Below are 24,219 nucleotides of genomic sequence, written 5' to 3' on the forward strand. Positions count from 1 at the left end.
TTATGCCACCTTGATTTCTTCGCCACTGGACTTGAAGACGCGCACTTTCTTGCCGTCTGCCAGGAGCTTGATGCCGACGCGGTCGGCCTTGCCCGTGACGCCATTGAAAATGGCGACGTTGGACTGGTGAATCGGCATGGTCTTTTCGATGATGCCGCCGGTGATCCCCTTCATGGGGTTGGGCTTTGCGTGCTTCTTGACGATGTTCACGCCATCAACCAACAGCTTGCTGTCGTCGACGCGCTGCGCGACCTTGCCGCGCTTGCCTTTGTCGCGACCGGCAATCACGATGACTTCATCGCCACTGCGAATTTTGTTCATGATGGACTCCTCAAAGGACCTCAGGGGCCAGTGACACGATCTTCATGAACTTCTCGGTGCGCAGTTCGCGCGTGACCGGTCCGAAGATGCGGGTGCCGATGGGCTCCAGCTTGGCATTGAGCAACACCGCAGCATTGCCGTCGAATTTGATCAGGGCGCCGTCGGGACGGCGGATGCCTTTGGCGGTGCGGACCACCACAGCACTGTAGACCTCGCCTTTTTTGACGCGGCCGCGCGGCGCAGCTTCTTTGATGGTGACCTTGATCACGTCGCCCACACTGGCGTAGCGGCGCTTGGAGCCGCCGAGCACCTTGATGCACATCACGGACTTCGCACCCGTGTTGTCAGCAACATCGAGTCGAGATTGCGTTTGAATCATTTGTTTGTAGTCCCAACTTGAATCCGTCCAGCCACCGTGGCCGGAAGTGATCAGTCTTGGGCCCGTCGTTGCAGGCACCCGGGCATTGCACCCTTGGGCACCCACGTCGGTGGGCAGAGAATCCTCGCCATTTCGGGCGAAGCCGCTAATTATGTCACTGCCGCAAGCGGCCGTCAACACCTGTGGCGCTCAAATGGTCTGGCCAGGGGGCAGATAGCGCTGGCACAAAAGCAAAAAGGCGTCGACCGACGGGTCGGCGGCGCCCTCCTCGGCCAGGATACTGGCCACTTCAGGGGCGGCGGCGGCGGCGGCGCGGGCATCCAGAAACAGCAATCGGGTGCGGCGGGCCAGCAGGTCATCCACCGTTTGGGCGTATTCGAATCGCACCGCAAACCGAACCATCGCCTCGCTCAACCCCGGAGCCAGCAGGCGTCCGGCGCCTGGGCAGGCCAGCACCGCGCCCGCGTCACTGCCATACAGGTGCAGCCCGGGCGCGGCGTGAATCGGCGTGGCGGTCGAACCTAGCGCAGGCGCCCCCACCAGCTGGTGGTGCGCGGTATCGGCGGGCGGACGCTTGGGCAGCAGGCCTGCCTCGAAGCATCGGTTGAGGACCTCTTCGGCCATGGCTCGGTAGGTGGTCCATTTGCCGCCGGTCACGGTGACCAGACCTGGGGCGTCGACCACGATCGTGTGCTCGCGCGAGATGGTCTTGGTTGCACCATCAGCGCTCTGGGGTGGCGCGACCAGTGGACGCAGGCCGACCCAGACGCTGCGAACGTCAGCCGGCGTCAAGGGGCGCGTGAGGACACGGGCCGATTCGCTCAGGATGAAATCCAGCTCTTCGGCAAAAGCGTCGGGCTCGCGAGACAAATCCTGGCGCGGGGTATCGGTGGTGCCCAGGATGAGCTTGCCGAGCCAGGGCACGGCAAATAGCACCCGGCCATCTTGTGTCTTGGGCACCAGCAGCGCGTGGTGCCCGGGCATGAATTCGCGATCGACAACCAGGTGAACGCCCTGACTCGGGCTGACCATGCGCGCCGCGGATCCTGCTGTCTGGGCGCTCAGCACCTGGTTGCGCAAATGGTCCACCCAGACACCGGTGGCGTTGATCACGCACCGTGCCGTGACCCGATGGGCGGCCTGAGTGAAGCGATCCCTCACATCCAGTTCGGTGACGGCGCCCTGTGCGTCGGCCTCAGACGCGCGCAGCCCGGTGACGTCGGCGTGGTTGATCACCAGCGCCCCGGCCGCCTCGGCGCTGCGAGCGAGTGCCAGGGCCAGGCGCGCGTCGTCGAACTGACCGTCCCAGTACTTGACGCCTCCGTGCAGATGCAAGGGCTGCAATCCCGGCAGTGCCGCCAGCGTCTCAGCGCGGCTCAGGAACTCGGTTCGGCCGAGGCCGGCGCGGCCAGCCATCAGGTCGTACAGCTTGAGGCCGATGCCGTAAAACGGCGTCTGCCACCAGCTGTAGGACGGCATCACGAAAGGCAGCGGCTGCGCCAGGTGGGGCGCGATGCGCAACACGGTGGCGCGTTCGGCCAGTGCCTCGCGCACCAGGGCCACATTGCCCTGGGCCAGGTAGCGCACGCCGCCATGCAGCAGCTTGGTGGAGCGCGACGAGGTACCGCCGGCAAAGTCGTGCGATTCGAGCAGCACCACCGAAAACCCGCGCAAGGCCGCGTCCAGCGCCACGCCCAGGCCGGTGGCACCGCCACCAACCACAGCCAGGTCCCACACGACCGGCTGACGCAGTCGCGCAAAGGCTCGCGCCCTGACGCTTCCCGGCTCGGTGCTCAAGGCATCGGCCGTCAAAGCGCGGACTCTTCGCTGGCAGGTGCCGCCCAGCCGGCGCTGCGCTGCACAGCCTGGTCCCAGCGTGCGCGCTTGGCTTGGCGCTGATCAGCCGACCAGGCGGGTTCAAACACGCGGTCCACCTGCCACAGGGCGGCAATTTCGGCGTTGTCCTGCCAGACGCCGGTGGCCAGGCCCGCCAGAAAGGCCGCACCGAGGGCGGTGGTTTCGGTGACCCGAGGGCGCACCACCGGCACGCCGAGCACGTCGGCTTGCAGCTGCATCAGCAGGTTGTTAGCGCTGGCACCACCGTCGACGCGCAGCTCGCGCAGCGGCAGACCCGCGTCAGCAACCATGGCAGCGAACACCTCGGCGCTCTGCAGGGCAATGGCCTCCAGTGCGGCACGGGCGATGTGGGCGCGTCCGGTGCCACGGGTCATGCCCACGAGCACAGCGCGGGCGTGGCCGTCCCAGTGTGGCGCCCCCAGGCCGGCGAAGGCCGGCACCAGACAAACGTCACCGGTGTCATCGACGCTGGCGGCCAGGGCTTCAACATCCGATGCCCGGTCGATGATCTGCAGGCCGTCTCGCAGCCACTGCACCGTGGCGCCCGCCATGAACACCGAGCCTTCGAGGCAATAGATGGGCGCACCCTGGCCCAGCGTCCAGCCCACGGTGGTGAGCAGGCGGTGGCGAGAGGACACGGCCTGGCTGCCCGCGTTCATCAGCATGAAGCAGCCGGTGCCGTAAGTATTTTTCGCCATGCCCGGCTGGTGGCAAGCCTGCCCGAAGGTCGCGGCCTGCTGGTCGCCGGCGATGCCTGCGATCGGGATGGCGGCACCAAGGAAATCGGCGTCGGTCTCACCCAGCACGCCGCTGCTGGGCACCACCTGCGGCAGCACCGACGCCGGGATGTTGAACAGCTCCAGCAAAGCAGGGTCCCACTGCTGGGTTTGGATGTTGAACAGCTGGGTGCGACTGGCGTTGCTCGGGTCGGTTGCGTGCACCCGGCCACCGGTGAGCTTCCAGACCAGCCAGCTGTCCACCGTGCCAAAGGCCAGTTCGCCGCGCGCAGCCCGATCCCGAACACCGGGCAGGGCGTCGAGCAACCAGGCCAGCTTCGTGGCCGAGAAATAGGCATCGATCACCAGGCCGGTGCGCTGCTGGATGTCCGCGGTGTGACCAGCGGCGCGCAAAGCATCGCATTGCACAGCGGTGCGGCGGTCTTGCCAGACGAGGGCAGGACCGACCGGCTCGCCGGTGCGCCGGTCCCACAGCACGGTGGTTTCGCGCTGGTTGGTGATCCCGATGCAAGCCACCTGCTGCGGCGCCACGCCCTGCTCGCTCAGCACGGCTCTGGCCACCGCCCGCTGCGTCGCCCAGATCTCGCGGGCGTCGTGTTCGACCCAGCCAGGCTGCGGGAAGTGTTGGGCAAAGGTCTGCTGCGAGACGCCGAGCACTTGACCGGCGCGATCGAACAGGATGGCGCGCGAACTCGTGGTGCCCTGGTCAAGTGCCAGCACGCAGTCGGAGGAGCGGAAACCAGTCATTCTGCGAAGATACCGCAAGCTGGCCATTCATCATCGGCGCCAGCGCACGCCACTGAGCTTCACAGGACACCGCCGCATGACTTCCCCCACCTCACCTCCTCAGATCGGCTTCATCGGTGGCGGCAACATGGCCAGCGCCATCATCGGTGGCCTCCTGCGCCAGGGCCACCTTGCCAGCGCCCTGCAGGTGGTTGAGCCCTGGGACGAGCAGCGCGCCCGGCTGGCGCAGCAGTTTCCTGGCGTATCGGTGTTGCCTGAGGCCAGCGAAGCGCTGAAGCCGGCCGAGCTGGTCGTCTGGGCCGTGAAGCCGCAAACTTTCAAGGACGCGGCCCTGTCCAGCGCGCCTTTCGTGTCACAGGCGCTGCACCTGAGCGTGGCCGCCGGCATCACCAGCGAGAGCATCGCCACCTGGCTGGGCAGCGATCGCATCGTGCGCGCCATGCCCAACACCCCGGCGCTGGTGGGCCTGGGCATGACTGGCCTGATGGCACGAGCTGCCGTGAGCAACGACGAGAAGGCCCTGGTCGAGCGCGTGGTGCGCACCACCGGCGAACTGGTCTGGGTCAACGTCGAATCGGACCTCGACGCCGTCACCGCCCTCTCAGGCTCCGGCCCGGCCTACGTGTTCTATTTCCTTGAGGCGATGCGCGACGCGGGCACCCGCATGGGCCTGGCGCCCGAGGTGGCGCAGCAGCTGGCCATCGGCACCTTCATCGGCGCGGCCACCCTGGCCCAGCGCTCGACCGACCCGCTGCAGACGCTGCGCGAACGCGTCACGTCCAAGGGCGGCACCACCTATGCGGCTATCACGTCGATGGAAGCCAGCGGGATGAAACAACGCTTCATCGCCGCCATGCAAGCTGCTGAACAGCGCGCGGCCGAGCTGGGGCGGGAGTTCGGCGGCTGAAGCGGCTCGCGCCCCAGCTCAGGGGCAGGCCGCTTTCGCCCGCGCGCGGTTGTTCCCATCTACCCGGGCTTGCAGCTCGGCGCCGGCGCCGCCGGACGGACCGAAGACGGCGTTCAGCAGGGCGCCCTCCATCTCACGCCCCGAAACACGGATCTGACCCAGGTCTGATGCGTTCAGCTGATCGTCGACGTCAATCGAAAAAACAAACCGCTGACCAGGCTCGAAACGGGTGAAATCCAGCGTCAGGCGCTCGCTGCCGTCCTGAATCACCGGCGAGCCCCTGAACCTGGCCTCCCCACTCTCGACGCGAAACGGCTGGAACACCTCCACACCCGTGCCGCCTTCGATGGTGTCAAAAATCAACTTCCCAGCCGACGGCGACAGATCGAGCGTCAGCCTCTGGATGCGCTGCCCGGCCGACGAGTCGTTGCGGATCTCGAAGCGATCGCGCGGAGCGCTTTCGATGAAGACCATCGAAACCTCCTGCACACAAGCCGGCGCGGCCTGCGCTACCAGCGACAAGGCACTCAGCAGCGAGGCGACACAAAGAGCGCCAGGGCGTTGAGGACGTGATCGCGCGGAGAAAAGTGGAAAAAACATGGCAGTCCTGATCGGGCAACTTTTCGAGCGATCAGATTAACCGCGCAAGGTTCGGTCTGCGGTCAGCGCAAGCCAATCCCCGCCACCACACCGAGGAACACCGTGAATCCCAACCAGTGATTGAGCCGGAAGGCTTTGAAGCAGCCATCGCGCGTGCGGTCCTTGATCAGCCGCCAGTGCCACACCACCTGGCCCAGCGCCACCACCAACATGGCGCCCCACACGGCCGGGTTCACCTGCCCCCACAACACGCCAGTCCAGACCGCCAGGAACACCAGGTAGAAGGCGGTGACGGCGGGCACGTCGGCGTCGCCCAGCGTGATTGCCGATGTCTTCATGCCGATGCGCAGGTCGTCGTCGCGGTCGACCATGGCGTATTCGGTGTCGTAGGCCAGCACCCAGAACAGGTTGCCCGCCATCAGCAGCCACGCCAGTGGTGGCACGCTGTGCCACACACCCCACCAGAAGCCGCTTGCTTCCCAGGGGCTGGTGGCTCCAAACAGCTCCCACATGGGACCGCCGTTGACCGCGGCAAACGCCATGGGAATGCCAAAGCTGAACGCAACCCCCAGCACCGCCTGCGGCATGGACACCAGGCGTTTGGCGTAGGGATAGACCAGGGCCAGCACCAGTCCGGCGAACGACCACACGATGGCCGCCAGATCGGTGGTGAGCACCAGCAGGAAGGCGACCAGCGCCAGCACCGCGCCCACGCCCAGCGCCTCCTTGACGGCCACACGCCCGCTGGTCACGGGGCGTTGCGCGGTGCGCTTGACGTGTTTGTCGAACTCGCGATCGGCGACGTCGTTCACGCAGCAACCCGCGCTGCGCATGAGGATGGTGCCCAGCGTGAACACGATCAGCAAATGCCAGCCCGGGAAGCCGTCCGCTGCCACCCACAGGGCAGCGAGCGAAGGCCACAGCAGCAGCAACCAGCCGGCGGGCCGGTTCCAGCGGATCAGGTCCAGATAAAGATTCAGTCGCGACATGAAGAGAAAAACACGGCAGGACTCAGCTCAGGTAGGCACGCCCGACAATCCAGCACACCGCAGAATCGGCTCAGCCAGGCTGCAGGTGTGGTCCCCCTCGGGGTAAGACGCAAAGCGGCGCAGGGGGGATCTCAAGAAAGCCGCTTCACGCCAGGCAATTCGCAGGCGTAGATGGCGTTGCGCAACTCGGCGATGGCTTCGTAGCGGGTGAAGCTGCGGCGCCAGGCCAGCACCACGCGGCGCGTGGGTGGCGAGCCGTCGAACGGCAGGTAGCGCACGAACGACGAATCGCCAAAGTCCTGCACCGAGGCCGGGCTGCCATCGAGCGCCGAATTGGGCACCGACAGGCGCGGCACGAGAGTGACGCCCATGCCTGCGGCCACCATGTGCTTGATGGTCTCCAGCGAGGAGCCCTCAAAGCTCTTGCGGATGCCTTCGGTGTCGTTGGAGAAGCGGGCGAACTCGGGGCAGACCTCCAGCACATGGTCTCGAAAACAGTGGCCCGTGCCCAGCAGCAGCATGGTCTCGCGCTTGAGTTGTTCCGAGGTGATGGTGGCCTGGCTGGCCAGCGGGTGCTGCACCGGCACGGCGGCCAGAAAGGGCTCGTCATACAGCGGCGCAATCGCGAGGTTGGTGTCGGGAAACGGCTCCGCCAGGATGGCGCAGTCGATCTCGCCAAGGCGCAGCTGCTCCAGCAGCTTGACGGTGAAATTTTCTTGCAGCATCAACGGCATCTGCGGCGTGCGCTCGATGACCTGACGCACCAGATTCGGCAGCAGATAAGGGCCGATGGTGTAGATCACGCCCAGCTTGAGCGGCCCGGCCAGTGGATCTTTCCCGCGCTTGGCGATTTCCTTGATGGCTGCGGCCTGCTCCAGCACGGTTTGCGCCTGACGCACGATCTCTTCGCCCAGCGGCGTCACCGCGATCTCGCTGGCATTGCGCTCGAAGATCTTGAGCTCCAGCTCCTCTTCGAGCTTTTTGATGGCCACCGAGAGCGTGGGTTGCGAGACAAAGCAGGCCTCGGCCGCCTTGCCGAAGTGGCGCTCGCGCGCCACGGCGACGATGTACTTGAGTTCGGTCAGGGTCATAAAGCTATTTTGCTCCCCCCGCGCCGGCTTCGCCGTCGCGGGGGGGCACTTCATGCTTTCAGGAATTCGGCCTTGGTGCCGTGCCAGCGGGCGATGTGGCGCTCGGCGGCGGTGGGGTGCTGGCTGAGCATCTGCTCGGCGGCCTCGCGCGCCCAGGCCAGCAGGTGGCCGTCGGTGGCGAGGTCGGCGAAGCGCAGCATGGCGGCGCCGGACTGGCGAGCGCCCAGAAATTCGCCCGGGCCTCGTATCTCCAGGTCGCGGCGGGCGATCTCGAAGCCGTCGTTGGTCTCGGCCATGGCCTTCAGGCGCTCGCGCGCGGTCTCGCCCAGGCGCCCGCCATCGGGCGGGGTGTAGAGCAGCACGCAGGCCGAGGCCGCAGCGCCGCGGCCGACGCGGCCGCGCAGCTGGTGCAGCTGGCTCAGGCCAAAACGCTCGGCGTGCTCAATCACCATCAGCGAGGCGTTGGGCACGTCCACACCGACCTCGATCACCGTGGTCGACACCAGCACGCCCATTTGCCCAGCCTTGAACAGCTCCATCACCGCTTTCTTCTCAGGCGAGCTCATGCGCGAATGCAGCAGACCGACCAGCACGCCGGGCAATGCGGCGCTGAGATCGGCGTGGGTTTGCGTGGCGTTCGACAAATCCAACGCCTCGCTTTCTTCGATCAAGGGACACACCCAATACACCTGTCGCCCTTCGGCCACCTGCGCGCCAATGCGGGCAATCACCTCGTCGCGCCGATGGTCAGCCATCACCTTGGTGACGATCGGCGTGCGCCCGGGAGGTAGCTCATCGATGGTCGACACATCCAGGTCGGCGTAGTAGCTCATGGCCAAGGTTCTTGGAATCGGCGTGGCGGTCATCATCAAGAGATGGGGCTCCCCCCCTTCGCTTGTGCGCTTCGCGTCGCCGCTTCGCGCCTCAAGGTGCAACGCGTGCGGACTGGCGAAGCCTGATCCACCGCGTTCTGGCCTTAAGGCTCCCTCGCCGGTGACTGGCCCCATTTTCGAACGCAGCGCCAGCCGCTGCGCCACACCAAACCGATGCTGCTCGTCGATGATGGCCAGCGCCAGATTCTGGAACTGCACCTGGTCCTGGATCACGGCGTGCGTACCCACCACCAGTGCCGCCTCGCCGGAAGCGATCAGCGCCAGCATCTCGGTGCGCTGCTTTTTCTTCTGACTGCCAGTGAGCCAGGCGACGCGCTTGCCCAGCGGCGAGAGCAGTGGCTCCAGCCAGCCGATCAGCTTGGCGAAGTGCTGTTCGGCAAGGATTTCGGTGGGCGCCATGAGGGCGCACTGCCAGCCGCTGTCGATGGCAATCGCTGCGGCCAACGCTGCCACCACCGTCTTGCCTGATCCCACGTCGCCCTGCAGCAGGCGGTGCATGGGCACCGGGCGCGCCAGGTCTTGCGCGATCTCATGACCCACGCGGCGCTGCGCATTGGTGAGCGCAAACGGCAAGGCCGCCAGCAGTTGCTCATGCAAGCCTTCGGGCCGTGTGGCCAGAGAGGGTGCACGCAGCGCATCGCGTTCGCGCTTGGCGGTGAGCTGAGAGAGCTGCTGCGCCAGCAGCTCCTCGGCCTTGAGGCGCTGCCAGGCCGGGTGGCTGCGGTCTTCGAGCGCCGCCATCGACACATCAGGACCAGGGTGGTGCAGGTAATGAAGCGCATCTCGCAGCGTGAACAGCGGTCCTTCGACATTGCGCACCACGTCCTTCAGCCCGCGCAGCAACTCGGGCGGCAGGGTCTCGGACAGGTCGGCGCGCTTCAGGCCGCTGGCCACCGCTTTGCGCAGATAGGCCTGGGGCAATTGCGCGCTGGTGGGATAGACCGGGGTGAGCGCATCGGGCAGCTCGCCACCGGCCGTGTGAAAGGCCGGGTGCATCATGGTGCGGCCCATGAAGCCGCCCCGGATCTCACCACGCACACGGATGCGCGCGCCCACCGCCAGCGCTTTCTGCTGCGAAGGAAAAAAGTTGAAAAAGCGCAGGGTGCAGGTGTCGCTGCCGTCGTCCAGCGTCACCTGCAACTGGCGCCGTGGTCGAAAGCTCACTTCGTTGTGGGAGACCGTGCCTTCGACCTGCACCACCTCACCCTCGCGCGCCTCGCTCATGCGAACGATGCGGGTTTCGTCCTCGTAGCGCAGCGGCAGGTGCAGCGCCAGGTCGATGTCGCGCACGAGGCCGAGTTTGCGCAAGGCCTTCTGGGGGGCGGAGAGCGCAGCCGCGGCGCGCTTGCCGCTGGTCGAGACATCTGGCTGGGCGGGCATGGACGCATTGTGCCCGGCGGTGACAGCGCAGGCGCCAGCGCAGGGCTAGCATGGCGACACCATGAAAGAATCCACCCACTTCTACGAACCCGCCCAAGGCCACGGCCTGCCGCACGATCCGTTCAATGCCATCGTCGGCCCCAGACCCATCGGCTGGGTGTCGACCCGAGCGGCCGACGGCGTACTCAACCTCGCACCCTACAGCTTTTTCAACGCCTTCAACTATGTGCCGCCCATCGTGGGCTTTTGCAGCATCGGCCAGAAGGACTCGGTGCGCAACGCCGAATCCACCGGCGAGTTCGTGTGGAACCTGGTCACGCGCGAGCTGGCCGAGGCCATGAACCAGACCTGCGCAGCGGTAGGACCCGAAGTGGACGAGTTTGCGCTGGCTGGCCTCACCCCCGAGCCATCGCGCATCGTGGGCGTGCCCCGTGTCCAGCAAAGTCCGGTCACCTTCGAGTGCCGCGTGTCGCAGATCGTGCGGCTGAGCTCGGCCGCTGGCGTGGCCATCGACAGCTGGCTGGTGCTGGGCGAGGTGGTGGGCGTGCACATCGCCCAGCGTCTGCTCAAGGACGGCGTGTACGACACCGCCAACGCCGGTCACGTGCTGCGGGGCGGCGGGCCAGCCGACTACTTCACCATCGGCCCGGAGCAGTTGTTTCGCATGTTCCGACCGCGTTGAGCCTCTGCGGCGTCTGCCACAATCGGCGCCTTCAATCACCTTGGAACGGGTCCGTCCGGCCCTCAAGCACATGACCGATTCACCGCCTGCCGGGGCGCGCAGCTTCACCGTTGCGGACTTCGATTTTTCCCTCCCACCTGAGCTCATTGCCCAGCACCCTGCGCCCGAGCGCAGCGCCTCACGCCTGCTCGATGCCAGTGGCCACGAGCTTGTGGACCGCGTCTTTCGTGACCTATCCGCGCTGCTGAACCCCGGCGACCTGCTGGTGTTCAACGACACGCAGGTGGTGAAGGCGCGCCTGTTCGGCAGAAAAGCGTCCCCCCTGACGCTGCATCCGCAGCGTCTCCCCCAGGGGACCTCGACCGGCTTGGGGCGGCCCGGCGCCGGTCAAGCGCCTGGCGGCAAGCTGGAACTGCTGATCGAGCGCGTGCTGCTGCCTCAGGAAGCACTGGACGGCAGCGCCAACGAAGTGGTGGGTCACCTGCGGGTAAGCAAGAAGCCACAGCCCGGTGGCTGGCTGCATATGGCCGGCGGTCTACAAGGCGGTGGATTTGATGCACAGTTTCTCGGCCGCTGGCCAGATGCCAATGGCCAGCTGTTTCGCCTGCGCCTGCTCCCGCCAGCCGATGAAACGCCCTACGACCTGATGGCCCAGCACGGCCATGTGCCGCTGCCGCCCTACATCACCCACGCCGACGACGCCGACGACGAACGCCGCTACCAGACCGTGTTTGCACGCGTGCCAGGCGCTGTGGCCGCGCCGACCGCCGCGCTGCATTTTGATGAAGCCGTGCTCGCCGCCCTGGATGCGCGCGGCGTGCAGCGCGCCAGCGTCACCCTGCACGTGGGCGCTGGCACCTTCGCACCCATGAAGACCGAGCGCATCAGCGAACACGTGATGCACCACGAGCGCTACGCCATCCCGCCCGAAACGCTGCGCGCCATCGCCGCCTGCCGCGCGCGCGGTGGTCGCGTGGTGGCAGTCGGCACGACCACGGTGCGCACGCTGGAGAGCTGGGCCCGCAGCGGCGACACCTCGGGCGACACCAATATTTTCATCACCCCAGGCTTTGACTTCAAGGTGGTGGATCTGCTGGTGACCAATTTCCACCTCCCCAAGAGCACGCTGATGATGCTGGTTAGCGCCTTCGCCGGCCACGAGCGGGTGATGGCGCTGTATGCGCACGCCGTCAGGCAGCGCTACCGCTTCTTCAGCTACGGCGACTCGATGCTGCTGAAAAGAACCTCAGGCGCCTAGCGCCGTCGCTTCGATCGTGCTGCGGCCAAGAAAGGACTGCTGGAAGTTGTCCGCTGCAGCGCGGCTTTCTGGCGTCGCAACAGCCAACCTATGTGCTGGACCAATCGGCGGCGCAGTGCGCGCAGCGCCGCTATCTGCGTATCCACTTCCTCGATGCGCTCGCGCATGAACGACGTCATGTCGTCGTAGGTCAGCCGTCCCGTTCGGTAAAGCGGCAACACCTCGGCCAGTCGATCCAGCGGGAATCCCAGGTCGCGCCCCATGGCGATGAAGATCGCCTCACGCACTGCACTGCTCTCGAACTCCCGGTGTCCCGATGGTGAGCGGCGAGCTTTCAGCAGACCTTGCGATTCGTAGCGCCGCAGGCGGTGAATCGATACGCCTGAGCGTTGGGCAAGTTCGGCGATCTTCATGGCTCCAGTTTGGCGAACCTCGCGCAATGCGAGCTTCGCTAGCCTAGCAGCCTACCAACCACTGCCAGGAGCTTTCCGTGACCGATCTCAACCAGATACGTGATGCGATTCTTGCCATGCCCATCGCCCGCACCTTGCAGCTGCGATTTGTCCAGCTGGCGCCCGGTCAGGTGGAGCTTGAAATGCCGATCCTGCCTTCGCTGTGTTTTCGGGAGGGCCAGCTGCAGGCAACCGCCATGTATGCCATCGCCGACTTCGCCGCGGTGGGCGCAGCGGCTACGCTGCTGCCGGACGGCGGCTTCAACACCACCGTGGATGGCACCATCAAGCTTTTTGCCCCCGCGCGCGGCACGCACCTGCGGGCGATCGGTCGCGTGGTGAGTCATGGCCAACAGCTGAGCGTGTGCTCGGCCGAGGTGCACGCGGTTGACGAAAGACGGCAGGTGCATTGCGCCACCCTGCTGGCGACTGCGCGCAATCACCTGCCGCTGGCCTGAACATGCGCCGCGCTCAACCCAGGTCGAGGTACACCCGTCCGCCTTCGACCTTCACCGGCCAGCTCCTGACCGGCTCTGTGACCGGGCCGCCAGCGCAGGCGCCGGTGCGCACGTCGAACACGCCCTGGTGAAACGGGCATTCGACGAAGTGGCCTTCCACAAAACCGTCGCACAGCTTGGCCAGGCCATGGGTGCACTGGTTGTCGGTGGCGAACACTTCGCCGTCGACCGAGAACAGCACGATGTCTTGCCCCTCGGGCTCAACGGCGATGCCGGCGCCTTCAAACAGATCGGCCTCGGCGGCCACGTCGGTCCAGTTGCTCATGTTCAGATGGGGTAAATGATGGCGTTGGGAATCATCTCACTGTCGTAAATGCACAGCCGCTGCGCAAACTTCAGGCCGGCGGGTGTGTGCACCACGGTGTCGATGTAACGGCCCACGTTGTACACCGTGCTGGGTCCGTCGAGCTTGGTGCGGAACACGGCGTAGTTGGCTTCGCAGTGCAGGTCGCCGGCATCGTCGATGCGGCGCAGCACCGGCGCACCCACCACATGACGCTGGTAGTACGGGTCGTGGAACAGCGTTTCCTTGATGCCGTAAACACGGTCTCGCAGCATGGCCTTGCTGTCGAACGCCAGCGTGGCCAGTGGAAAGCCGCGCTCGAAGTTTTCGCGCGGCTGCAGCTTGTAGACGCAGCGCTCGGTGAAGAAGGTTGGCCACAGGTCCCAGTCGCCGCTGTCGACCGCCAGCGCGTAGTCGGCATAAAGCTGTTGCAGTTGCTGAAAGGTGCCGAAATCCAGCGCGGGAAGCCCACTCATGACTTCGTCTCCGATGGGCTATCTGAGACTGGCTCGGGCGCTTCCATCACCTCACGCCAGTAGCGGTACATGCCGCGGATCAGCGTTTCGGTGACCATGTGGTCGGTGTCGCCCACCTCGCGGCCACCAAGTTCGGCGAGTGCACGGTGTTGCGGCTTGCTCTCGAACGCCTGCTGCGAAAACTCGATGACCTCGCCATCGTCAGCGCTCACGAAACCGGCCGGACCGAACAGGTTGGACTGACGCAGTCTTCGCTCGGTCATCTCGGGCGTGTCATCGGCGAAGCCGAAATGGGTCCAGACAAAGTCAAACGCGCCGTGGCCGTCGGGCTGGATGTGGCGGGTGGACACGCTGTTGACCTGCTGCTGAAGGACCACACTGGGGAACAGCGTGGTCATCACCGCCGTCGGCATCTTTTCGCCCATCTGCCACCACGGCTCTGGCACGATGTCCAGAAAGCGCGGGTCCTCCAGCTGCATCTTGTCCTTGAAGCTGGACACCTGCGTGACCTGCGCCGCGCCGCCGCTGGCCTCGCCCATGCTGCCGCGTGTGGAGATCATGGCGGCGTGACGGTGGTGGCGATCCATGCGCAGCTCGCTCTGGTTGTCGGCGCGCCAGAGACCGAAGGTGACAAACCAGGTGTGCAACAGACCGGGGTGGTACGGGTCCTTGATGTTCTCCTGCATCAGCTTCCAGTTGCCCGGGATGCGCTGGCGGTTGTAGCCCAACAGGGTGAGATCGCGGCCGTTGAACAGCCGGTCGAAGTAGGCCAGGATGGTCGGCCCCATGAAGTCTTCGAGCGACTCCACGGCGTGGTCGAACGAAGCGAACACCACGCCGCCGCGCGACGCTACCTTGAGTTTGGTGAGCGCGTGGTCCTTGGGGTCGAAGTCCGCGGGCATGCCTCCGTTGACTTTGCCACCCTGGCGCACGCCACGGCGAAAGGGCACGCCTTGCAAGTCGCCATTGGGCGCGTAGCTCCACTGATGGTAAGGGCAGACGAACTCGGTCTGGTTGCCCTGGCGCTTGCGGCAAAAGCGCATGCCGCGGTGCGCGCAAACGTTCTCCAGCACATGAATGGCGCCGTCGGCGGCGCGCGTCATGATCACCGAGCGCTCGCCCACCACCGTGCGCTTGAAATCGCCCGGGTTCGGAATCTCGGCCTCCAGCCCCACATAACACCAGTGGCCCCGGTAGAAGAACCTCTCCAGCTCACGCTGATGGCGCTGGGCGTCGGTGTAGACCGCAAACGGGATGCGGCTGGTGCCGCCGGATTCCCAGAGCAAGGGTTCGGACGGGCAGGCAGTGGCGGAAGTCATCACGGGTCTCCTTGTTGAGCGTGCCAGACGCCCATCATGGCTTGCCCCCACCCATCCCACAATCGACTTGCGGCAATACGCGATATCAGTTCCGCAAATACCAGTCGCTCTACTCCAAGGCAAGCGTCGAGCCATGTCCGCCCAGACAGGCCGAGAAGATGCCGTGATTCACTGCCCGCAGCGTTGCACAAAACACCACACTGCCATGTGATTGGCCCGCATTTGCAGGATTTTGTAACACCTTCAGCCTCACTTTGATCGACCCAGCAGGGCGTGGACAAGACAATGGATGGGGATTTTTCTCCATGTAAGAGGTATTGAATTGATTGAAGTGTTTGTGCGGCTTGGTCTGGCTTTGTTGCTGTCCTTGAGCCTGGCCCTGTTGATGGCTTGGGGCTGGCACAGCTCCGACCGCGCGCCCGATGCGCTTTACAGTGCGTCCAGCGAAAACAGCGTCAGCACGCCGCCCGCCATCCCGAACAACTGATTTCGGTTGCCGGTAGCCCGGGGTGCTTGACGTGAATCAAGCCGCCCGGGCGATGGGCTGCTAGGCTGATCAGCCTGTGCATCGCCAGGTCCCACCCATGAAATTGCTTCTCAGCGCCTGCCTGCTGACATTGGCCTGGGCGCCAGGTATCGCATTCGCCGATGACGCGGTCACGGTGCTCACGATCGCTCAGGATCACGGCTGTCTGGCCTGTCACGCCATCGACGGCCAGCCCTCGGGTGCTCTGGGTGCCCTGCCGGTGGGTCCGGCGTGGCGCGATCTGGCGCGCCGCTACAAGAGCGTCAAGGGCGCGCAACAAACACTCACGACCAAGATCATGACCGGCTCAAGCCCCGAAGCCAGCCGCTCCACCGCCTACGAAAGTCACTGGAGCGGCCAAGTCAGCGGCGAGTTCATGCCCTCACACCGCTCGTCCATCTCCGAGGTCGAAGCGGCGCGGCTGGTGACTTGGATCCTGGCGCTGGACCTGCCGAACTGAAAACCCGGCAAGGGCTGGGCGACAATCGCGCCCATGCTCCAGTTCGAAGTTCTCAAGATCGACGGCCACGCCCGCCGCGGCCGCCTCACGCTCAACCACGGCGTGGTGGAAACGCCCATCTTCATGCCCGTGGGCACCTACGGCACTGTCAAGGGCGTGATGCCGCAAAGCCTGCACGACATGGGCGCCCAGATCATCCTGGGCAACACCTTCCACCTCTGGATGCGGCCCGGCCGCGAGGTCATGGCCAGCTTCGGCGGCCTGCACGCCTTCGAGCAGTGGCACAAACCCATCCTCACGGATTCGGGGGGCTTCCAGGTTTGGAGCCTGGGCGCGATGCGCAAGATCACTGAAGAAGGCGTGCACTTCGCTTCTCCCGTCAACGGCGACAAGCTCTTCATGTCGCCCGAGGTCAGCATGCAGATCCAGACCGGGCTCAACAGCGACATCGTCATGCAGCTCGACGAGTGCACGCCCTACGAGACCAACGGCCACCTGACCACGGAGGCCGAAGCCCGCAAGAGCATGGAGATGAGCCGCCGCTGGGCGGTGCGCTCCAAAGACGAATTCGCGCGGCTGGAAAACCCCAATGCGCTGTTCGGGATCGTGCAGGGCGGCATGTTCGAGCACCTGCGCCAGGAGTCGCTGGAAGCGCTGGTGGAGATGGACTTCCCCGGCTACGCCATCGGCGGCGTGAGCGTGGGCGAGCCCAAAGAACAGATGCTGCAGATCATGGCGCACACGCCGCACCGCCTACCGGCCCACAAGCCGCGTTACCTGATGGGCGTGGGCACGCCCGAGGACCTGGTGCAGGGCGTGGCCGACGGCGTGGACATGTTCGACTGCGTCATGCCCACGCGCAACGCGCGCAACGGCACGCTGTTCACACGCTTTGGCGACCTGAAGATCCGCAACGCGCGCCACAAGACCGACCACCAGCCGCTGGACACCACCTGCACCTGCCATGCCTGCGCCGGCAAGAGCGGCGTGAGCTGGGACACGGGCGGACGCGAAGGTTTCAGCCGTGCCTACCTGCACCACCTGGACCGCTGCGGCGAGATGCTCGGCCCCATGCTGGCCACCATCCACAACCTGCATTACTACCTGAACCTCATGCGCGAGGTGCGCGAAGCGCTGGACGCGGGGCGCTTCGAGGCCTTTCGCCAGCAGTTCAAGGCCGACCGCGCGCGCGGCGTTTGACCTTCCCAACGCAGGAGCGTCCCATGCCACTGATCGCCCGCACCTTGATGCTGCTGAGCCTGCTCGCCGGCCTCGCCGGTTGCGCCAGCCACGTGAACCCGATGGCGATCACCCAAGGCCAGTCGCCGGTGCAGCTGCAAAACCGCCTGCTGCTCACCCCGGCCAACGGTGGCCAGCGCATCGCCCCGGCAGACCTCAAAGCGGGCGACATCATCCTCTCCAACACCAACGGCATCGTGTCCGTGGGTATCCGCGCCATGACCGTGGCCCCAGTGAGTCACGCCGCGCTCTACCTGGGAGACGGCCGGATCGCCGAAGCCGTCGGATCGGGCACACGCATCCGCAGCACGGCCGATTTCATGGCCGACGAATCGACCATCGTCGCCTTCCGCCACCCCGGCCTGCGCCCCGAGCACGCCGAGAACATGCGCCGCTTCGCGCAGCAGCACGACGGCAAGAAGTACAACGTGGTCGGCATCGTGCTGCAGGCCCCGTTCACACTGCAGCGCCAGTACTGCGAACTGCCGCTGGTGCCCAGCCTGGTGCGCGACTTCTGCATCCGCGGCCTGGCCGCCGTGCAGCTCGGCGCCGCACGCAACGACCGCTTCTTCTGCTCGCAGTTCGTGCTGGAGGCCTACCAGCAGGCCAAGCTGCCGCTCACCAGCGCCGACCCGCTGCTGGTGAGCCCGGCCGACCTGCTGCACATGCGCGAAGGCGACGTGCCCTCGGTGCGCACCGAGCAGGCCCTGCAGTACGTCGGCCACCTCAAGTCCGGGCCGGTGGCCACCGATGTGGAGGTGGCCGCAAGCGCCAACCACTGACCGGAAAGATCAACGATCCGCCGCCGGGCCGCCCAAAGGCGGATCAGCCCACTGGGGGGGCAGCGACCCGCGCAGCGGCGGAGCGTGGGGGCTCAATTCCCAACGTGCATCGTGAAGACCGCGCCGTTGTTCAGACGGCAGGTGCCCGTGCCCAGCGTGGCCGAGTTCATCGTGTACTGGCAGCTCAGGTAGCTGCCGCGGTTGCCCGCGCCGCTGGCCAGGCCTTCGCGTGAAGAGCCTGCCTTGCGCGTGGCTTCGCCCACAAAGCTCTCGCCGTTGATGTTCGCGTTGAAACTTCCACGGCCTTGCAGGTCGTTGGTCACGGTCGCGTTGATCACGCCGTAGCCGCTGGCCTGCGGGTTGGCTGGGTAGAGCCGGGCCGGGAAGGTGAGCGGCAGCACGGGGGCGGGCGCCACCACCACCGGCGCGCCGGCAGGCGCAACTGGCTGCCCGGTGCGCGGGTCGATCGGCAGCACATAGCAGCCGGCGAGCGTGGCCACCGTGGTGGCCAGGCCAAGCGCCAGAAAACCGCGGCGCGCGGCGGGGGAAACAGACAAGGTACCCATACACATCCTCATGGCCCCAGCACATGCTGGTGGCGCCATCGTGTCGGCCATTGGTGAAGAAGTATCGAAGCGGGTGCGAAGAACCGTAAAGCTGGCCCGTCGGTATCGCCGGCGGCCACCGCTGTGGCCTGCCAGCAGGTCTGCCCGGCGACAAGGCGAGGAGCGTCCGTCCCTTTACAGTGCGGCGATGACGCAAGCCGCCGTTCCCCGCCACATCCTGCCCGTGCTGGTCACCGCCCAGTTCGCCGGCACTTCGCTCTGGTTCGCCGTGAACGCCGTCATGCCCGACCTGCAGCGCGAGCTGGGCTGGGCCACGGCGGCGGTGGGCACGCTCACGTCGGCCCTGCAGTTCGGCTTCATTGTCGGCACGCTGGTGTTTGCCCTGCTGGCTATTGCCGACCGCTTCTCGGCGCGCGCGGTGTTCCTCATCTGCGCGCTCGCCGGCGCGGCCTGCACCGTGGGCGCCTGGGCGATGGTGCGGGACTACGAGGCCTTGCTGATCTGGCGCTTTGCCACCGGCTTTTTCCTCGCGGGCATCTACCCGGTGGGCATGAAGATCGCCGCGCAGTGGTACACCCGCGGACTGGGCGGCGCACTCGGTCTGCTCATCGGGGCGCTGGTGCTGGGCTCGGCCAGCGCCCACGCACTGCGTGCACTGGGCGACGCGCTGCCCTGGCCCACCCTCATGCTCGGCGTGGCGGCGCTGGCGGCGGCAGGCGGCCTGCTGCTGTTCTTCGGCACGGGCGATCCGCCGCACGCCCAAGCCCGCGTGACCACGCTGCAATGGCGCGCGCTGGGCGCGGTGTGGACCGACCGCCGCGTGCGCAGTTCGGTGCTGGGGTATTTTGGTCACATGTGGGAGCTGTACACGGTGTGGGTGATGGTGCCGCTGATCCTCGTCACGCGGCTGCAAGGGCCCGCGCTGTCCTGGGCCGCGTTCGCCGTGCTGGGCGCGGGCGCCATCGGTTGCGCGGTGGGTGGCTGGGTGGCGCAGCGCTGGGGCAGCGCGCGTGTGGCCGGGACCCAGCTGGCGATCAGCGGAGGTTGCTGCCTGGCCACGCCGTGGATGATGGGCGCAGGCGACGCGCTGTTCTACGGCTGGCTTGTGCTCTGGGGCATCACGGTAGCAGGCGACTCGCCGCAGTTCTCCACCCTGACCGCGCGCAACGCCCCGCCGCAAGCGGTGGGCAGCGTGCTCACGCTCACCAACAGCACCGGCTTCGCGATCTCCATCGTCAGCATCCTGCTGTTTCTTTCGCTGAGCGAGACCGTGACGCTGGGCGCCTTGCTGCCGTGGCTGGCGCTGGGCCCGGCACTCGGCCTGTGGGCTTTGTGGCCGCTGCTGCGCGAAGAATTCCGCGCACCGGCGGCCTGAGTCAACTCATGGCAGCGCCGTCCGCGGCCCGCTGGCTGGCGCTGGATCTGGCGCGCTGGGGCTGGCTGAAGAGGTGCCGCAAGAAAAACAGAAGCGGGTGAACGCGTTCTTGCGCGTGCTGCAATGACCGCAGCGGTCAAACAGACACAGGCCGCAATGGGGGCAGAAATCGGTCTTGCCGTCTTTCAGATCCACCGGCCGCTCACAACCTGGGCAGACGTTCTTGGCCAGACGCGTCTGCGCCAGGTCGTAGTCCAGCTCCTGGCGCCGATGGTGGTCGGGCAGTGCCTCGGCCTGCTTCTGCCGGTCCAGGTAACGCTGCAAGGCCTGGATGGCGTATCGCCCGCCCACCACCGTGAGGACGATGCCCACCAGGTAGCGCACGTAGCCGCCGTAGCTCGGCAGGTAGGGCACCAGCTCGACGAAGAAGGCAAACAGCGCAAAGAAGATGAAGCCCCACACAAACGGCCAGTAGGTGCTCTTGCGCTTCTTCGCAAACAGCCAGCCGGCCGCCGCCAGCAGCGGCAACGTGAGCAGCAGGCGGTAGCCGAACACGCGCAGTTCCTGCGCGCGCAGTTTGCTCTCGAACGCATCTCGTGCGCCGTCTTGCAGTGTGTCGAGCTCGGACTGCGCGCGGCTTTGCGCCTGGCGGGCGTCGAGCGAGCGCTGTTGCTGCGTCTCCACCGCGGCCAGCGCGTCGCGCTCGGCCTGGCGCAGCGCGTCGAGCTGCTGGGTGCGCTCGATCAGCTCCGTGTCCTGGTCGGGCCGCTGGGTGGCGTTGCGCGTGGCCAGCCAGTTGCTGAAGGTGTCGCGCGCGGCGCGGTGGCTGGCCTGGGCGGTTTGCTGGCGCAGCGCGGCCTGGTCGAGTGCGTCCTGTGCGTCGCGCTCGGTGCGTTCAGCGACCTGAATGGCCTGACGCAACGTCTGGGTGCGTTGCGGGTCCATGAAATCTTCCAGCGTGCGCTGTTGCTCCACCTGGGGCAGGTCGCCCACGATGGTGCTGCCCAGGCCCACCAGAAACCAGGCAAACACGAACGCCACCAGCCACAGGCCGCGGCGAAACCACTTTTCTGACAGACGCAAGGCTTTGCTCATGAGAACTCCCTCCAGGAATGGTTGCGATTGTGCCGCTCAGGGCAACAGGGTTTGTGGCGCCGCCGTGAGGCCCGTGCGTGCCAGCCAGGCCAGCACCGAGTCCACCGTGACGGTTTCGATGCGGTCGGCAAAACGCTTTTCGTTCGGGTGGTCGTCAAACGCCACGTTGGCGCTGCTGGCGCGTGCGCCCAGCCGCGTGAGCGCACCGATGCGCAGCACGCTGGGCTGGTAGTCCTTGAACTTCAGCCAGGCCTGCGCCTGCTCGCGGCTGGTGATGCCTGGCTCGGCGGCGCTGGCCAGCGTCTCCAGCGCCCACTGGTTGCTTTGCTGGTAGCGCGTGCTCCAGGGGTAGCTCACCAGGCTGTAGGCGCGGGTGTTCAGGCGGGTGCTGCGCTGCGCATCGGTCAACACGGCATACAGCGGCGCCTGCAACGCGGGCACGGGCACGGCCCATACCGCCTCGTAGCGCCACAAGTCGTCCAGGAAAAACTCGCCCAGCCCCTGGCGGTAGAGCGCGCCGGTGGCCGCGCCGCAGGTGTTGAGCTTGTGCAGCACGCGCCATGGGCCTTCGGCGGTCTTGTAGGCCCAGCCCAGGTGGGAATAGCGCAGCTGGTACTGGCGCAGGTCCTGGCCGGCGCGGCCCAGCACCACCACGCGCGCACTGCTGCGGGCGAACTCGGCGTCCAGCGCATCGCTGGTGCGCTGGGCCAGGGCCATGCCCTGGATGATGGTCTGCACGCTCAGCGGCTGCTGATCGCAGGCGCGCCCGGCGTGGGCGGGGGCGGCAAACAGGGCGGCGGTCAGCACCAGCGGCGCGAGCCAGGTGTTTGATGACTTCATGGGTGTTCCTTGGGAAAAGATCAAGGTGGTGGGCCGCAAGTGGCGCCATTCCAGAAACACCGTGGAACCGGCTTGGCCGGGCCACTGGTGTTGCCCCATCCAAGGGGGAAGCGCCGAAGGCGCTGCGGGAGTTAATTGGTGACGCGCTGGTTGTAGAGCAGTGCCCGACCCAGCTCGTTCGGGATGAAAGCCAGCAACTCGGCCGCGGTCGAGAGCAACACCCCGGTGCCGATCACGCTCACCGTCACCACCGTGCCGACACCAATCACCGCATCCGCCACCAGGCCAGACGCCGCACGACCCACCACCTCCACACTGGCCTGCGCGCCATCGGACGCGCGCTCCAGCAGGTAGACCGTGCCGCGCGCGGTGACTTCCACCGCCTTCACCACCAGCGTGGCGCCCGCCACCGACAGGGCCACCGGCACCACACTCACCGCCGCCGCCCCCATCGAAGCGCCGGCCACCACCGACGCCACCGGCAGGGCCGACAGGGCCAGCGACGCCTCGCTCTGGGCCCGGGCCGGCGCGGCGGCCAATGTCACCGCCAGTGCAGCGACACACACCATGGATTTCAGGGTAATCATGTTGGACTCCGTACAAGCTGGGTTGAGGTGTTTCATTCGCTCACGCTGGCAGCACCGCGCTCTCGCAAAGCCTGCTGGCGGCCCAGCAACTCGCCGCGCACCTGCGCCTCACTCAGGTCGGCCTCGTGGCGGTCGCGCAGTGTCTTGGCCAGGGTGAAGGCTGAGGTCACCAGGTAGAGCCAGCTCACGCCGAGGTAGGCGCGGTAGGTGTCGTTTACCTCCATGCGCAGCAGGCCCCAGCCGGTCAGCCCCATGGCCACCGCAAAACCACCCCACACCACCAGCCGCCACATCGGTGTTTCCGCCTCGCCGCCGAGCGCGGCCTTGGCGCTGTCGCGCACCGCCTTCGACAACACAAACACGGTGGACAGACAGAACACGTAGCCCATCACCATGAAGGCCCGGTCCAGCGCCTCGCCGGGCAGGTAGGCCAGGCCTGTGGCACAGAGAAACACCGCGATGCCAAACGACGCCCAGACCTGAACCTGCCAGGCGCGGGTGTCGCGCATCACGATGAGAGGAGAACGGTTGCTGTTGCTGCTGCTGGACGCCATGTGAAACCTCGGTGGGTTGTTGAACATGGCGCGATGGTGTTCGCCACCACCCGAAAAAGGGCCAGATATCTGACCTCGAATCTCATTTCAGCACTTCTGGTATCGAAATAGTGAACCCATTGGCAGTCCTCTGCACACGCGGATCGTTAGCTGACCGCGGGGAAGACCCAGCAAGCTGGAGAGGGGCCCCAGCGCTTCGGTTCGTCGTGGACGGTGAGGGTGAAGCCTGACATTCGGCTGTTGGCCAAGATCGGTCAGTGACCCCAGGGAAAGGCAGTCGCTCAACGCAAACTAGTCAACGAGTGGAACTGCGGGGCAGTGCCGGCCCTGTCGATCGCGAGGCGTCAACGCTCAGCGGCGGTATGCCGCATGAAGTGAGCCACAGCAGTTTGGACGCCAGTATCTACGGCGAGTGAGAAGTGGTCGGCGCCAGGCACCTCGACGTACCTCCCTTGTCCAAGGGCCTGCGCCAGCTTTGGGCCCTGGCCAAGTACAAGGTCGGCCTGACCACTCACCACAAGTGTCGGGATCGTAATAGCCGCGGCGTCCGTCATTGCTAAGGGCGCATAGCTTGCCTGTGCGAGCGCCCGCAGGGCTTGCCAATCGCCATTTGTTGCAGCAACAAAGTTCCAGTACGTTGACAAGTGTTTTGGAAGGTCCTTTGGATACTCGGTTCTGCCAAGCACCTCCAGCAAGGTTGGAAGAATGTTGGCGAATGTGTAGGGGGGATACCCAACCAGTCCATCGCCAGTGGCGATGAGCGCGGCTCTATCAAATCGCTCGGGAGCGGATTGCAACAAGTGGAGGGCTACCGCAGTTCCAATTGAGTAGGCAACAAGTGAGGCACGCTTCAGTGAAAGTCGATCAAGAACGGCGATGACATCGCTGGCTAGATTTGAAGAGCCGTAAGACTCAACCTCATGCGGCTTGCCACTCTTGCCGTGTCCGCGAAGATCAAGGCCAATCACTTGCAACCCAATGCCACTCAGGGATTCGATCCAGCCGAAATCCGCGTAGTTGTGCTTGAAGCTTACGGTGCCTCCGTGGATGAGAACAACAGGGTGTCCGCTCCCGTGAACTTCATAGTGAATTCGGATACCGCGGTTATCAACTGTAGGCACGACGAATTCCTTGGTGATAAACCTTGGTGATAAAGCAAGCAGCCTGATCTCATCAGGCCTTGCATTGCATTAGACGGCAAAAGGCAGGCCTGCCGCATCCATGTCCTAGGAGGACTGACAGACTGCTTTGCGGCAAGTACGAGAAAGTCAGTTCAGGGTCGACACCATGCATCGTCACCCCACAC

At 65.9% G+C, this 24,219-nt stretch carries 27 protein-coding genes; 9 read left to right on the forward strand and 18 right to left on the reverse strand.

Annotated features, from left to right (window positions below; translation table 11 throughout):
• The 4 genes from rplX to glpK form a co-directional block, all read right to left on the reverse strand.
• Window positions 1–321, reverse strand: coding sequence for a 50S ribosomal protein L24 (rplX, locus tag QUV25_RS04235; RefSeq protein WP_291014718.1), 321 nt, complete (start codon window positions 319–321; stop codon window positions 1–3).
• A 10-nt stretch (window positions 322–331) separates the two neighbouring features.
• On the reverse strand, window positions 332–700 hold the full coding sequence (gene rplN, locus QUV25_RS04240; protein WP_300861544.1) for a 50S ribosomal protein L14: 369 nt from the start codon (window positions 698–700) through the stop codon (window positions 332–334).
• Between the two features lie 189 nt (window positions 701–889).
• A complete protein-coding gene (locus QUV25_RS04245) occupies window positions 890–2,437 on the reverse strand; it encodes a glycerol-3-phosphate dehydrogenase/oxidase (RefSeq protein ID WP_366945631.1) in 1,548 nt (515 codons plus the stop codon).
• Window positions 2,438–2,508: 71 nt separating this feature from the next.
• The gene (gene glpK / locus QUV25_RS04250; protein ID WP_300861546.1) at window positions 2,509–4,041 is read right to left on the reverse strand and encodes a glycerol kinase GlpK; all 1,533 of its coding nucleotides are present in this window, start codon (window positions 4,039–4,041) and stop codon (window positions 2,509–2,511) included.
• 76 nt (window positions 4,042–4,117) lie between these two features.
• Between glpK and proC the strand changes: the two genes are divergently transcribed.
• A complete protein-coding gene (proC, locus tag QUV25_RS04255) occupies window positions 4,118–4,948 on the forward strand; it encodes a pyrroline-5-carboxylate reductase (RefSeq protein ID WP_300861548.1) in 831 nt (276 codons plus the stop codon).
• Window positions 4,949–4,966: 18 nt separating this feature from the next.
• Here proC and QUV25_RS04260 read toward each other — a convergent pair whose 3' ends face one another.
• The 4 genes from QUV25_RS04260 to recG all read right to left on the reverse strand — a co-directional run bounded on the left by QUV25_RS04260 (window position 4,967) and on the right by recG (window position 9,901).
• Window positions 4,967–5,422, reverse strand: coding sequence for a hypothetical protein (locus tag QUV25_RS04260; protein WP_300861550.1), 456 nt, complete (start codon window positions 5,420–5,422; stop codon window positions 4,967–4,969).
• Window positions 5,423–5,610: 188 nt separating this feature from the next.
• Window positions 5,611–6,537 carry a 4-hydroxybenzoate octaprenyltransferase gene (locus QUV25_RS04265; RefSeq protein WP_300861552.1) on the reverse strand — a complete coding sequence of 309 codons (927 nt, stop codon included), beginning with the start codon at window positions 6,535–6,537 and terminating at the stop codon, window positions 5,611–5,613.
• A gap of 131 nt (window positions 6,538–6,668) precedes the next feature.
• A complete protein-coding gene (locus tag QUV25_RS04270; protein WP_300861554.1) occupies window positions 6,669–7,628 on the reverse strand; it encodes a hydrogen peroxide-inducible genes activator in 960 nt (319 codons plus the stop codon).
• Between the two features lie 50 nt (window positions 7,629–7,678).
• Entirely contained in the window at window positions 7,679–9,901 is a 2,223-nt protein-coding gene (gene recG / locus QUV25_RS04275; RefSeq protein ID WP_300861555.1) for an ATP-dependent DNA helicase RecG, read from the reverse strand.
• A 61-nt stretch (window positions 9,902–9,962) separates the two neighbouring features.
• Here recG and QUV25_RS04280 point away from each other — a divergent pair, with 61 nt between their 5' ends.
• The gene (locus QUV25_RS04280; protein ID WP_300861556.1) at window positions 9,963–10,583 is read left to right on the forward strand and encodes a flavin reductase family protein; all 621 of its coding nucleotides are present in this window, start codon (window positions 9,963–9,965) and stop codon (window positions 10,581–10,583) included.
• A gap of 70 nt (window positions 10,584–10,653) precedes the next feature.
• On the forward strand, window positions 10,654–11,841 hold the full coding sequence (queA, locus tag QUV25_RS04285; protein WP_300861560.1) for a tRNA preQ1(34) S-adenosylmethionine ribosyltransferase-isomerase QueA: 1,188 nt from the start codon (window positions 10,654–10,656) through the stop codon (window positions 11,839–11,841).
• On the opposite strand, the gene QUV25_RS04290 is transcribed toward queA, so the two are convergent.
• A complete protein-coding gene (locus tag QUV25_RS04290; protein WP_300861561.1) occupies window positions 11,838–12,254 on the reverse strand; it encodes a MerR family DNA-binding transcriptional regulator in 417 nt (138 codons plus the stop codon). The genes queA and QUV25_RS04290 overlap by 4 nt on opposite strands.
• Before the next feature lie 116 nt (window positions 12,255–12,370).
• Between QUV25_RS04290 and QUV25_RS04295 the strand changes: the two genes are divergently transcribed.
• A complete protein-coding gene (locus QUV25_RS04295) occupies window positions 12,371–12,751 on the forward strand; it encodes a PaaI family thioesterase (protein WP_300862029.1) in 381 nt (126 codons plus the stop codon).
• A 13-nt stretch (window positions 12,752–12,764) separates the two neighbouring features.
• Here QUV25_RS04295 and QUV25_RS04300 read toward each other — a convergent pair whose 3' ends face one another.
• From QUV25_RS04300 to QUV25_RS04310, 3 genes are read right to left on the reverse strand one after another with little or no spacing between them, the layout of a single operon-like run.
• Window positions 12,765–13,076, reverse strand: coding sequence for a non-heme iron oxygenase ferredoxin subunit (locus QUV25_RS04300; protein ID WP_300861563.1), 312 nt, complete (start codon window positions 13,074–13,076; stop codon window positions 12,765–12,767).
• Between the two features lie 2 nt (window positions 13,077–13,078).
• Window positions 13,079–13,570 (reverse strand): aromatic-ring-hydroxylating dioxygenase subunit beta, encoded by a 492-nt coding sequence (locus QUV25_RS04305; RefSeq protein ID WP_300861565.1) that lies wholly within the window; start codon window positions 13,568–13,570, stop codon window positions 13,079–13,081.
• Window positions 13,567–14,889 (reverse strand): aromatic ring-hydroxylating dioxygenase subunit alpha, encoded by a 1,323-nt coding sequence (locus tag QUV25_RS04310; RefSeq protein WP_300861567.1) that lies wholly within the window; start codon window positions 14,887–14,889, stop codon window positions 13,567–13,569. Before QUV25_RS04310 ends, QUV25_RS04305 begins: the two co-directional genes overlap by 4 nt.
• A gap of 322 nt (window positions 14,890–15,211) precedes the next feature.
• Here QUV25_RS04310 and QUV25_RS04315 point away from each other — a divergent pair, with 322 nt between their 5' ends.
• From QUV25_RS04315 to QUV25_RS04330, 4 genes are all read left to right on the forward strand, one after another.
• On the forward strand, window positions 15,212–15,376 hold the full coding sequence (locus tag QUV25_RS04315) for a hypothetical protein (protein ID WP_300861569.1): 165 nt from the start codon (window positions 15,212–15,214) through the stop codon (window positions 15,374–15,376).
• A 97-nt stretch (window positions 15,377–15,473) separates the two neighbouring features.
• Complete coding sequence (locus QUV25_RS04320) at window positions 15,474–15,875, forward strand: c-type cytochrome (RefSeq protein ID WP_300861570.1); 402 nt, start codon at window positions 15,474–15,476, stop codon at window positions 15,873–15,875.
• A gap of 33 nt (window positions 15,876–15,908) precedes the next feature.
• A complete protein-coding gene (gene tgt / locus QUV25_RS04325) occupies window positions 15,909–17,075 on the forward strand; it encodes a tRNA guanosine(34) transglycosylase Tgt (RefSeq protein ID WP_300861572.1) in 1,167 nt (388 codons plus the stop codon).
• A 23-nt stretch (window positions 17,076–17,098) separates the two neighbouring features.
• The gene (locus tag QUV25_RS04330; protein WP_300861573.1) at window positions 17,099–17,896 is read left to right on the forward strand and encodes a distant relative of cell wall-associated hydrolase; all 798 of its coding nucleotides are present in this window, start codon (window positions 17,099–17,101) and stop codon (window positions 17,894–17,896) included.
• A 92-nt stretch (window positions 17,897–17,988) separates the two neighbouring features.
• Here the strand turns inward: QUV25_RS04330 and QUV25_RS04335 are convergent, their stop codons facing one another.
• A complete protein-coding gene (locus QUV25_RS04335; protein WP_300861575.1) occupies window positions 17,989–18,462 on the reverse strand; it encodes a hypothetical protein in 474 nt (157 codons plus the stop codon).
• 187 nt (window positions 18,463–18,649) lie between these two features.
• Between QUV25_RS04335 and QUV25_RS04340 the strand changes: the two genes are divergently transcribed.
• On the forward strand, window positions 18,650–19,837 hold the full coding sequence (locus QUV25_RS04340; RefSeq protein WP_300861576.1) for an MFS transporter: 1,188 nt from the start codon (window positions 18,650–18,652) through the stop codon (window positions 19,835–19,837).
• A gap of 6 nt (window positions 19,838–19,843) precedes the next feature.
• Here the strand turns inward: QUV25_RS04340 and QUV25_RS04345 are convergent, their stop codons facing one another.
• From QUV25_RS04345 to QUV25_RS04365, 5 genes are all read right to left on the reverse strand, one after another.
• Window positions 19,844–20,932: a serine endopeptidase gene (locus QUV25_RS04345; protein WP_300861578.1), complete on the reverse strand. Its 1,089-nt coding sequence runs from the start codon at window positions 20,930–20,932 to the stop codon at window positions 19,844–19,846.
• A 36-nt stretch (window positions 20,933–20,968) separates the two neighbouring features.
• On the reverse strand, window positions 20,969–21,772 hold the full coding sequence (locus QUV25_RS04350) for a DUF2145 domain-containing protein (RefSeq protein WP_300861580.1): 804 nt from the start codon (window positions 21,770–21,772) through the stop codon (window positions 20,969–20,971).
• A 131-nt stretch (window positions 21,773–21,903) separates the two neighbouring features.
• Window positions 21,904–22,359, reverse strand: a complete 456-nt coding sequence (locus QUV25_RS04355) for a hypothetical protein (protein WP_300861581.1) — start codon at window positions 22,357–22,359, stop codon at window positions 21,904–21,906.
• Between the two features lie 32 nt (window positions 22,360–22,391).
• Complete coding sequence (locus QUV25_RS04360; RefSeq protein WP_300862031.1) at window positions 22,392–22,913, reverse strand: YiaA/YiaB family inner membrane protein; 522 nt, start codon at window positions 22,911–22,913, stop codon at window positions 22,392–22,394.
• 344 nt (window positions 22,914–23,257) lie between these two features.
• Window positions 23,258–24,034, reverse strand: a complete 777-nt coding sequence (locus QUV25_RS04365) for an alpha/beta hydrolase (RefSeq protein WP_300861583.1) — start codon at window positions 24,032–24,034, stop codon at window positions 23,258–23,260.
• Window positions 24,035–24,219: the final 185 nt, after the last annotated feature.

The sequence above is a fragment of the Hydrogenophaga sp. genome (assembly GCF_030373245.1).
Lineage (GTDB): Bacteria > Pseudomonadota > Gammaproteobacteria > Burkholderiales > Burkholderiaceae_C > Hydrogenophaga.

What these genes read in the sequence shown, in the direction of transcription:
- QUV25_RS04335 (WP_300861575.1), bottom strand. Translation starts at nt 18,462, where the DNA reads ATGGGTACCTTGTCTGTTTCCCCCGCCGCGCGCCGCGGTTTTCTGGCG.
- queA (WP_300861560.1), top strand. Translation starts at nt 10,654, where the DNA reads ATGACCGATTCACCGCCTGCCGGGGCGCGCAGCTTCACCGTTGCGGAC.
- QUV25_RS04350 (WP_300861580.1), bottom strand. Translation starts at nt 21,772, where the DNA reads ATGAAGTCATCAAACACCTGGCTCGCGCCGCTGGTGCTGACCGCCGCC.
- QUV25_RS04330 (WP_300861573.1), top strand. Translation starts at nt 17,099, where the DNA reads ATGCCACTGATCGCCCGCACCTTGATGCTGCTGAGCCTGCTCGCCGGC.
- recG (WP_300861555.1), bottom strand. Translation starts at nt 9,901, where the DNA reads ATGCCCGCCCAGCCAGATGTCTCGACCAGCGGCAAGCGCGCCGCGGCT.
- QUV25_RS04260 (WP_300861550.1), bottom strand. Translation starts at nt 5,422, where the DNA reads ATGGTCTTCATCGAAAGCGCTCCGCGCGATCGCTTCGAGATCCGCAAC.
- QUV25_RS04300 (WP_300861563.1), bottom strand. Translation starts at nt 13,076, where the DNA reads ATGAGCAACTGGACCGACGTGGCCGCCGAGGCCGATCTGTTTGAAGGC.
- QUV25_RS04270 (WP_300861554.1), bottom strand. Translation starts at nt 7,628, where the DNA reads ATGACCCTGACCGAACTCAAGTACATCGTCGCCGTGGCGCGCGAGCGC.
- QUV25_RS04355 (WP_300861581.1), bottom strand. Translation starts at nt 22,359, where the DNA reads ATGATTACCCTGAAATCCATGGTGTGTGTCGCTGCACTGGCGGTGACA.
- rplX (WP_291014718.1), bottom strand. Translation starts at nt 321, where the DNA reads ATGAACAAAATTCGCAGTGGCGATGAAGTCATCGTGATTGCCGGTCGC.
- QUV25_RS04345 (WP_300861578.1), bottom strand. Translation starts at nt 20,932, where the DNA reads ATGAGCAAAGCCTTGCGTCTGTCAGAAAAGTGGTTTCGCCGCGGCCTG.
- QUV25_RS04320 (WP_300861570.1), top strand. Translation starts at nt 15,474, where the DNA reads ATGAAATTGCTTCTCAGCGCCTGCCTGCTGACATTGGCCTGGGCGCCA.
- QUV25_RS04305 (WP_300861565.1), bottom strand. Translation starts at nt 13,570, where the DNA reads ATGAGTGGGCTTCCCGCGCTGGATTTCGGCACCTTTCAGCAACTGCAA.
- QUV25_RS04360 (WP_300862031.1), bottom strand. Translation starts at nt 22,913, where the DNA reads ATGGCGTCCAGCAGCAGCAACAGCAACCGTTCTCCTCTCATCGTGATG.
- QUV25_RS04310 (WP_300861567.1), bottom strand. Translation starts at nt 14,889, where the DNA reads ATGACTTCCGCCACTGCCTGCCCGTCCGAACCCTTGCTCTGGGAATCC.
- glpK (WP_300861546.1), bottom strand. Translation starts at nt 4,041, where the DNA reads ATGACTGGTTTCCGCTCCTCCGACTGCGTGCTGGCACTTGACCAGGGC.
- rplN (WP_300861544.1), bottom strand. Translation starts at nt 700, where the DNA reads ATGATTCAAACGCAATCTCGACTCGATGTTGCTGACAACACGGGTGCG.
- proC (WP_300861548.1), top strand. Translation starts at nt 4,118, where the DNA reads ATGACTTCCCCCACCTCACCTCCTCAGATCGGCTTCATCGGTGGCGGC.
- QUV25_RS04340 (WP_300861576.1), top strand. Translation starts at nt 18,650, where the DNA reads ATGACGCAAGCCGCCGTTCCCCGCCACATCCTGCCCGTGCTGGTCACC.
- QUV25_RS04290 (WP_300861561.1), bottom strand. Translation starts at nt 12,254, where the DNA reads ATGAAGATCGCCGAACTTGCCCAACGCTCAGGCGTATCGATTCACCGC.
- tgt (WP_300861572.1), top strand. Translation starts at nt 15,909, where the DNA reads ATGCTCCAGTTCGAAGTTCTCAAGATCGACGGCCACGCCCGCCGCGGC.
- QUV25_RS04280 (WP_300861556.1), top strand. Translation starts at nt 9,963, where the DNA reads ATGAAAGAATCCACCCACTTCTACGAACCCGCCCAAGGCCACGGCCTG.
- QUV25_RS04295 (WP_300862029.1), top strand. Translation starts at nt 12,371, where the DNA reads ATGCCCATCGCCCGCACCTTGCAGCTGCGATTTGTCCAGCTGGCGCCC.
- QUV25_RS04265 (WP_300861552.1), bottom strand. Translation starts at nt 6,537, where the DNA reads ATGTCGCGACTGAATCTTTATCTGGACCTGATCCGCTGGAACCGGCCC.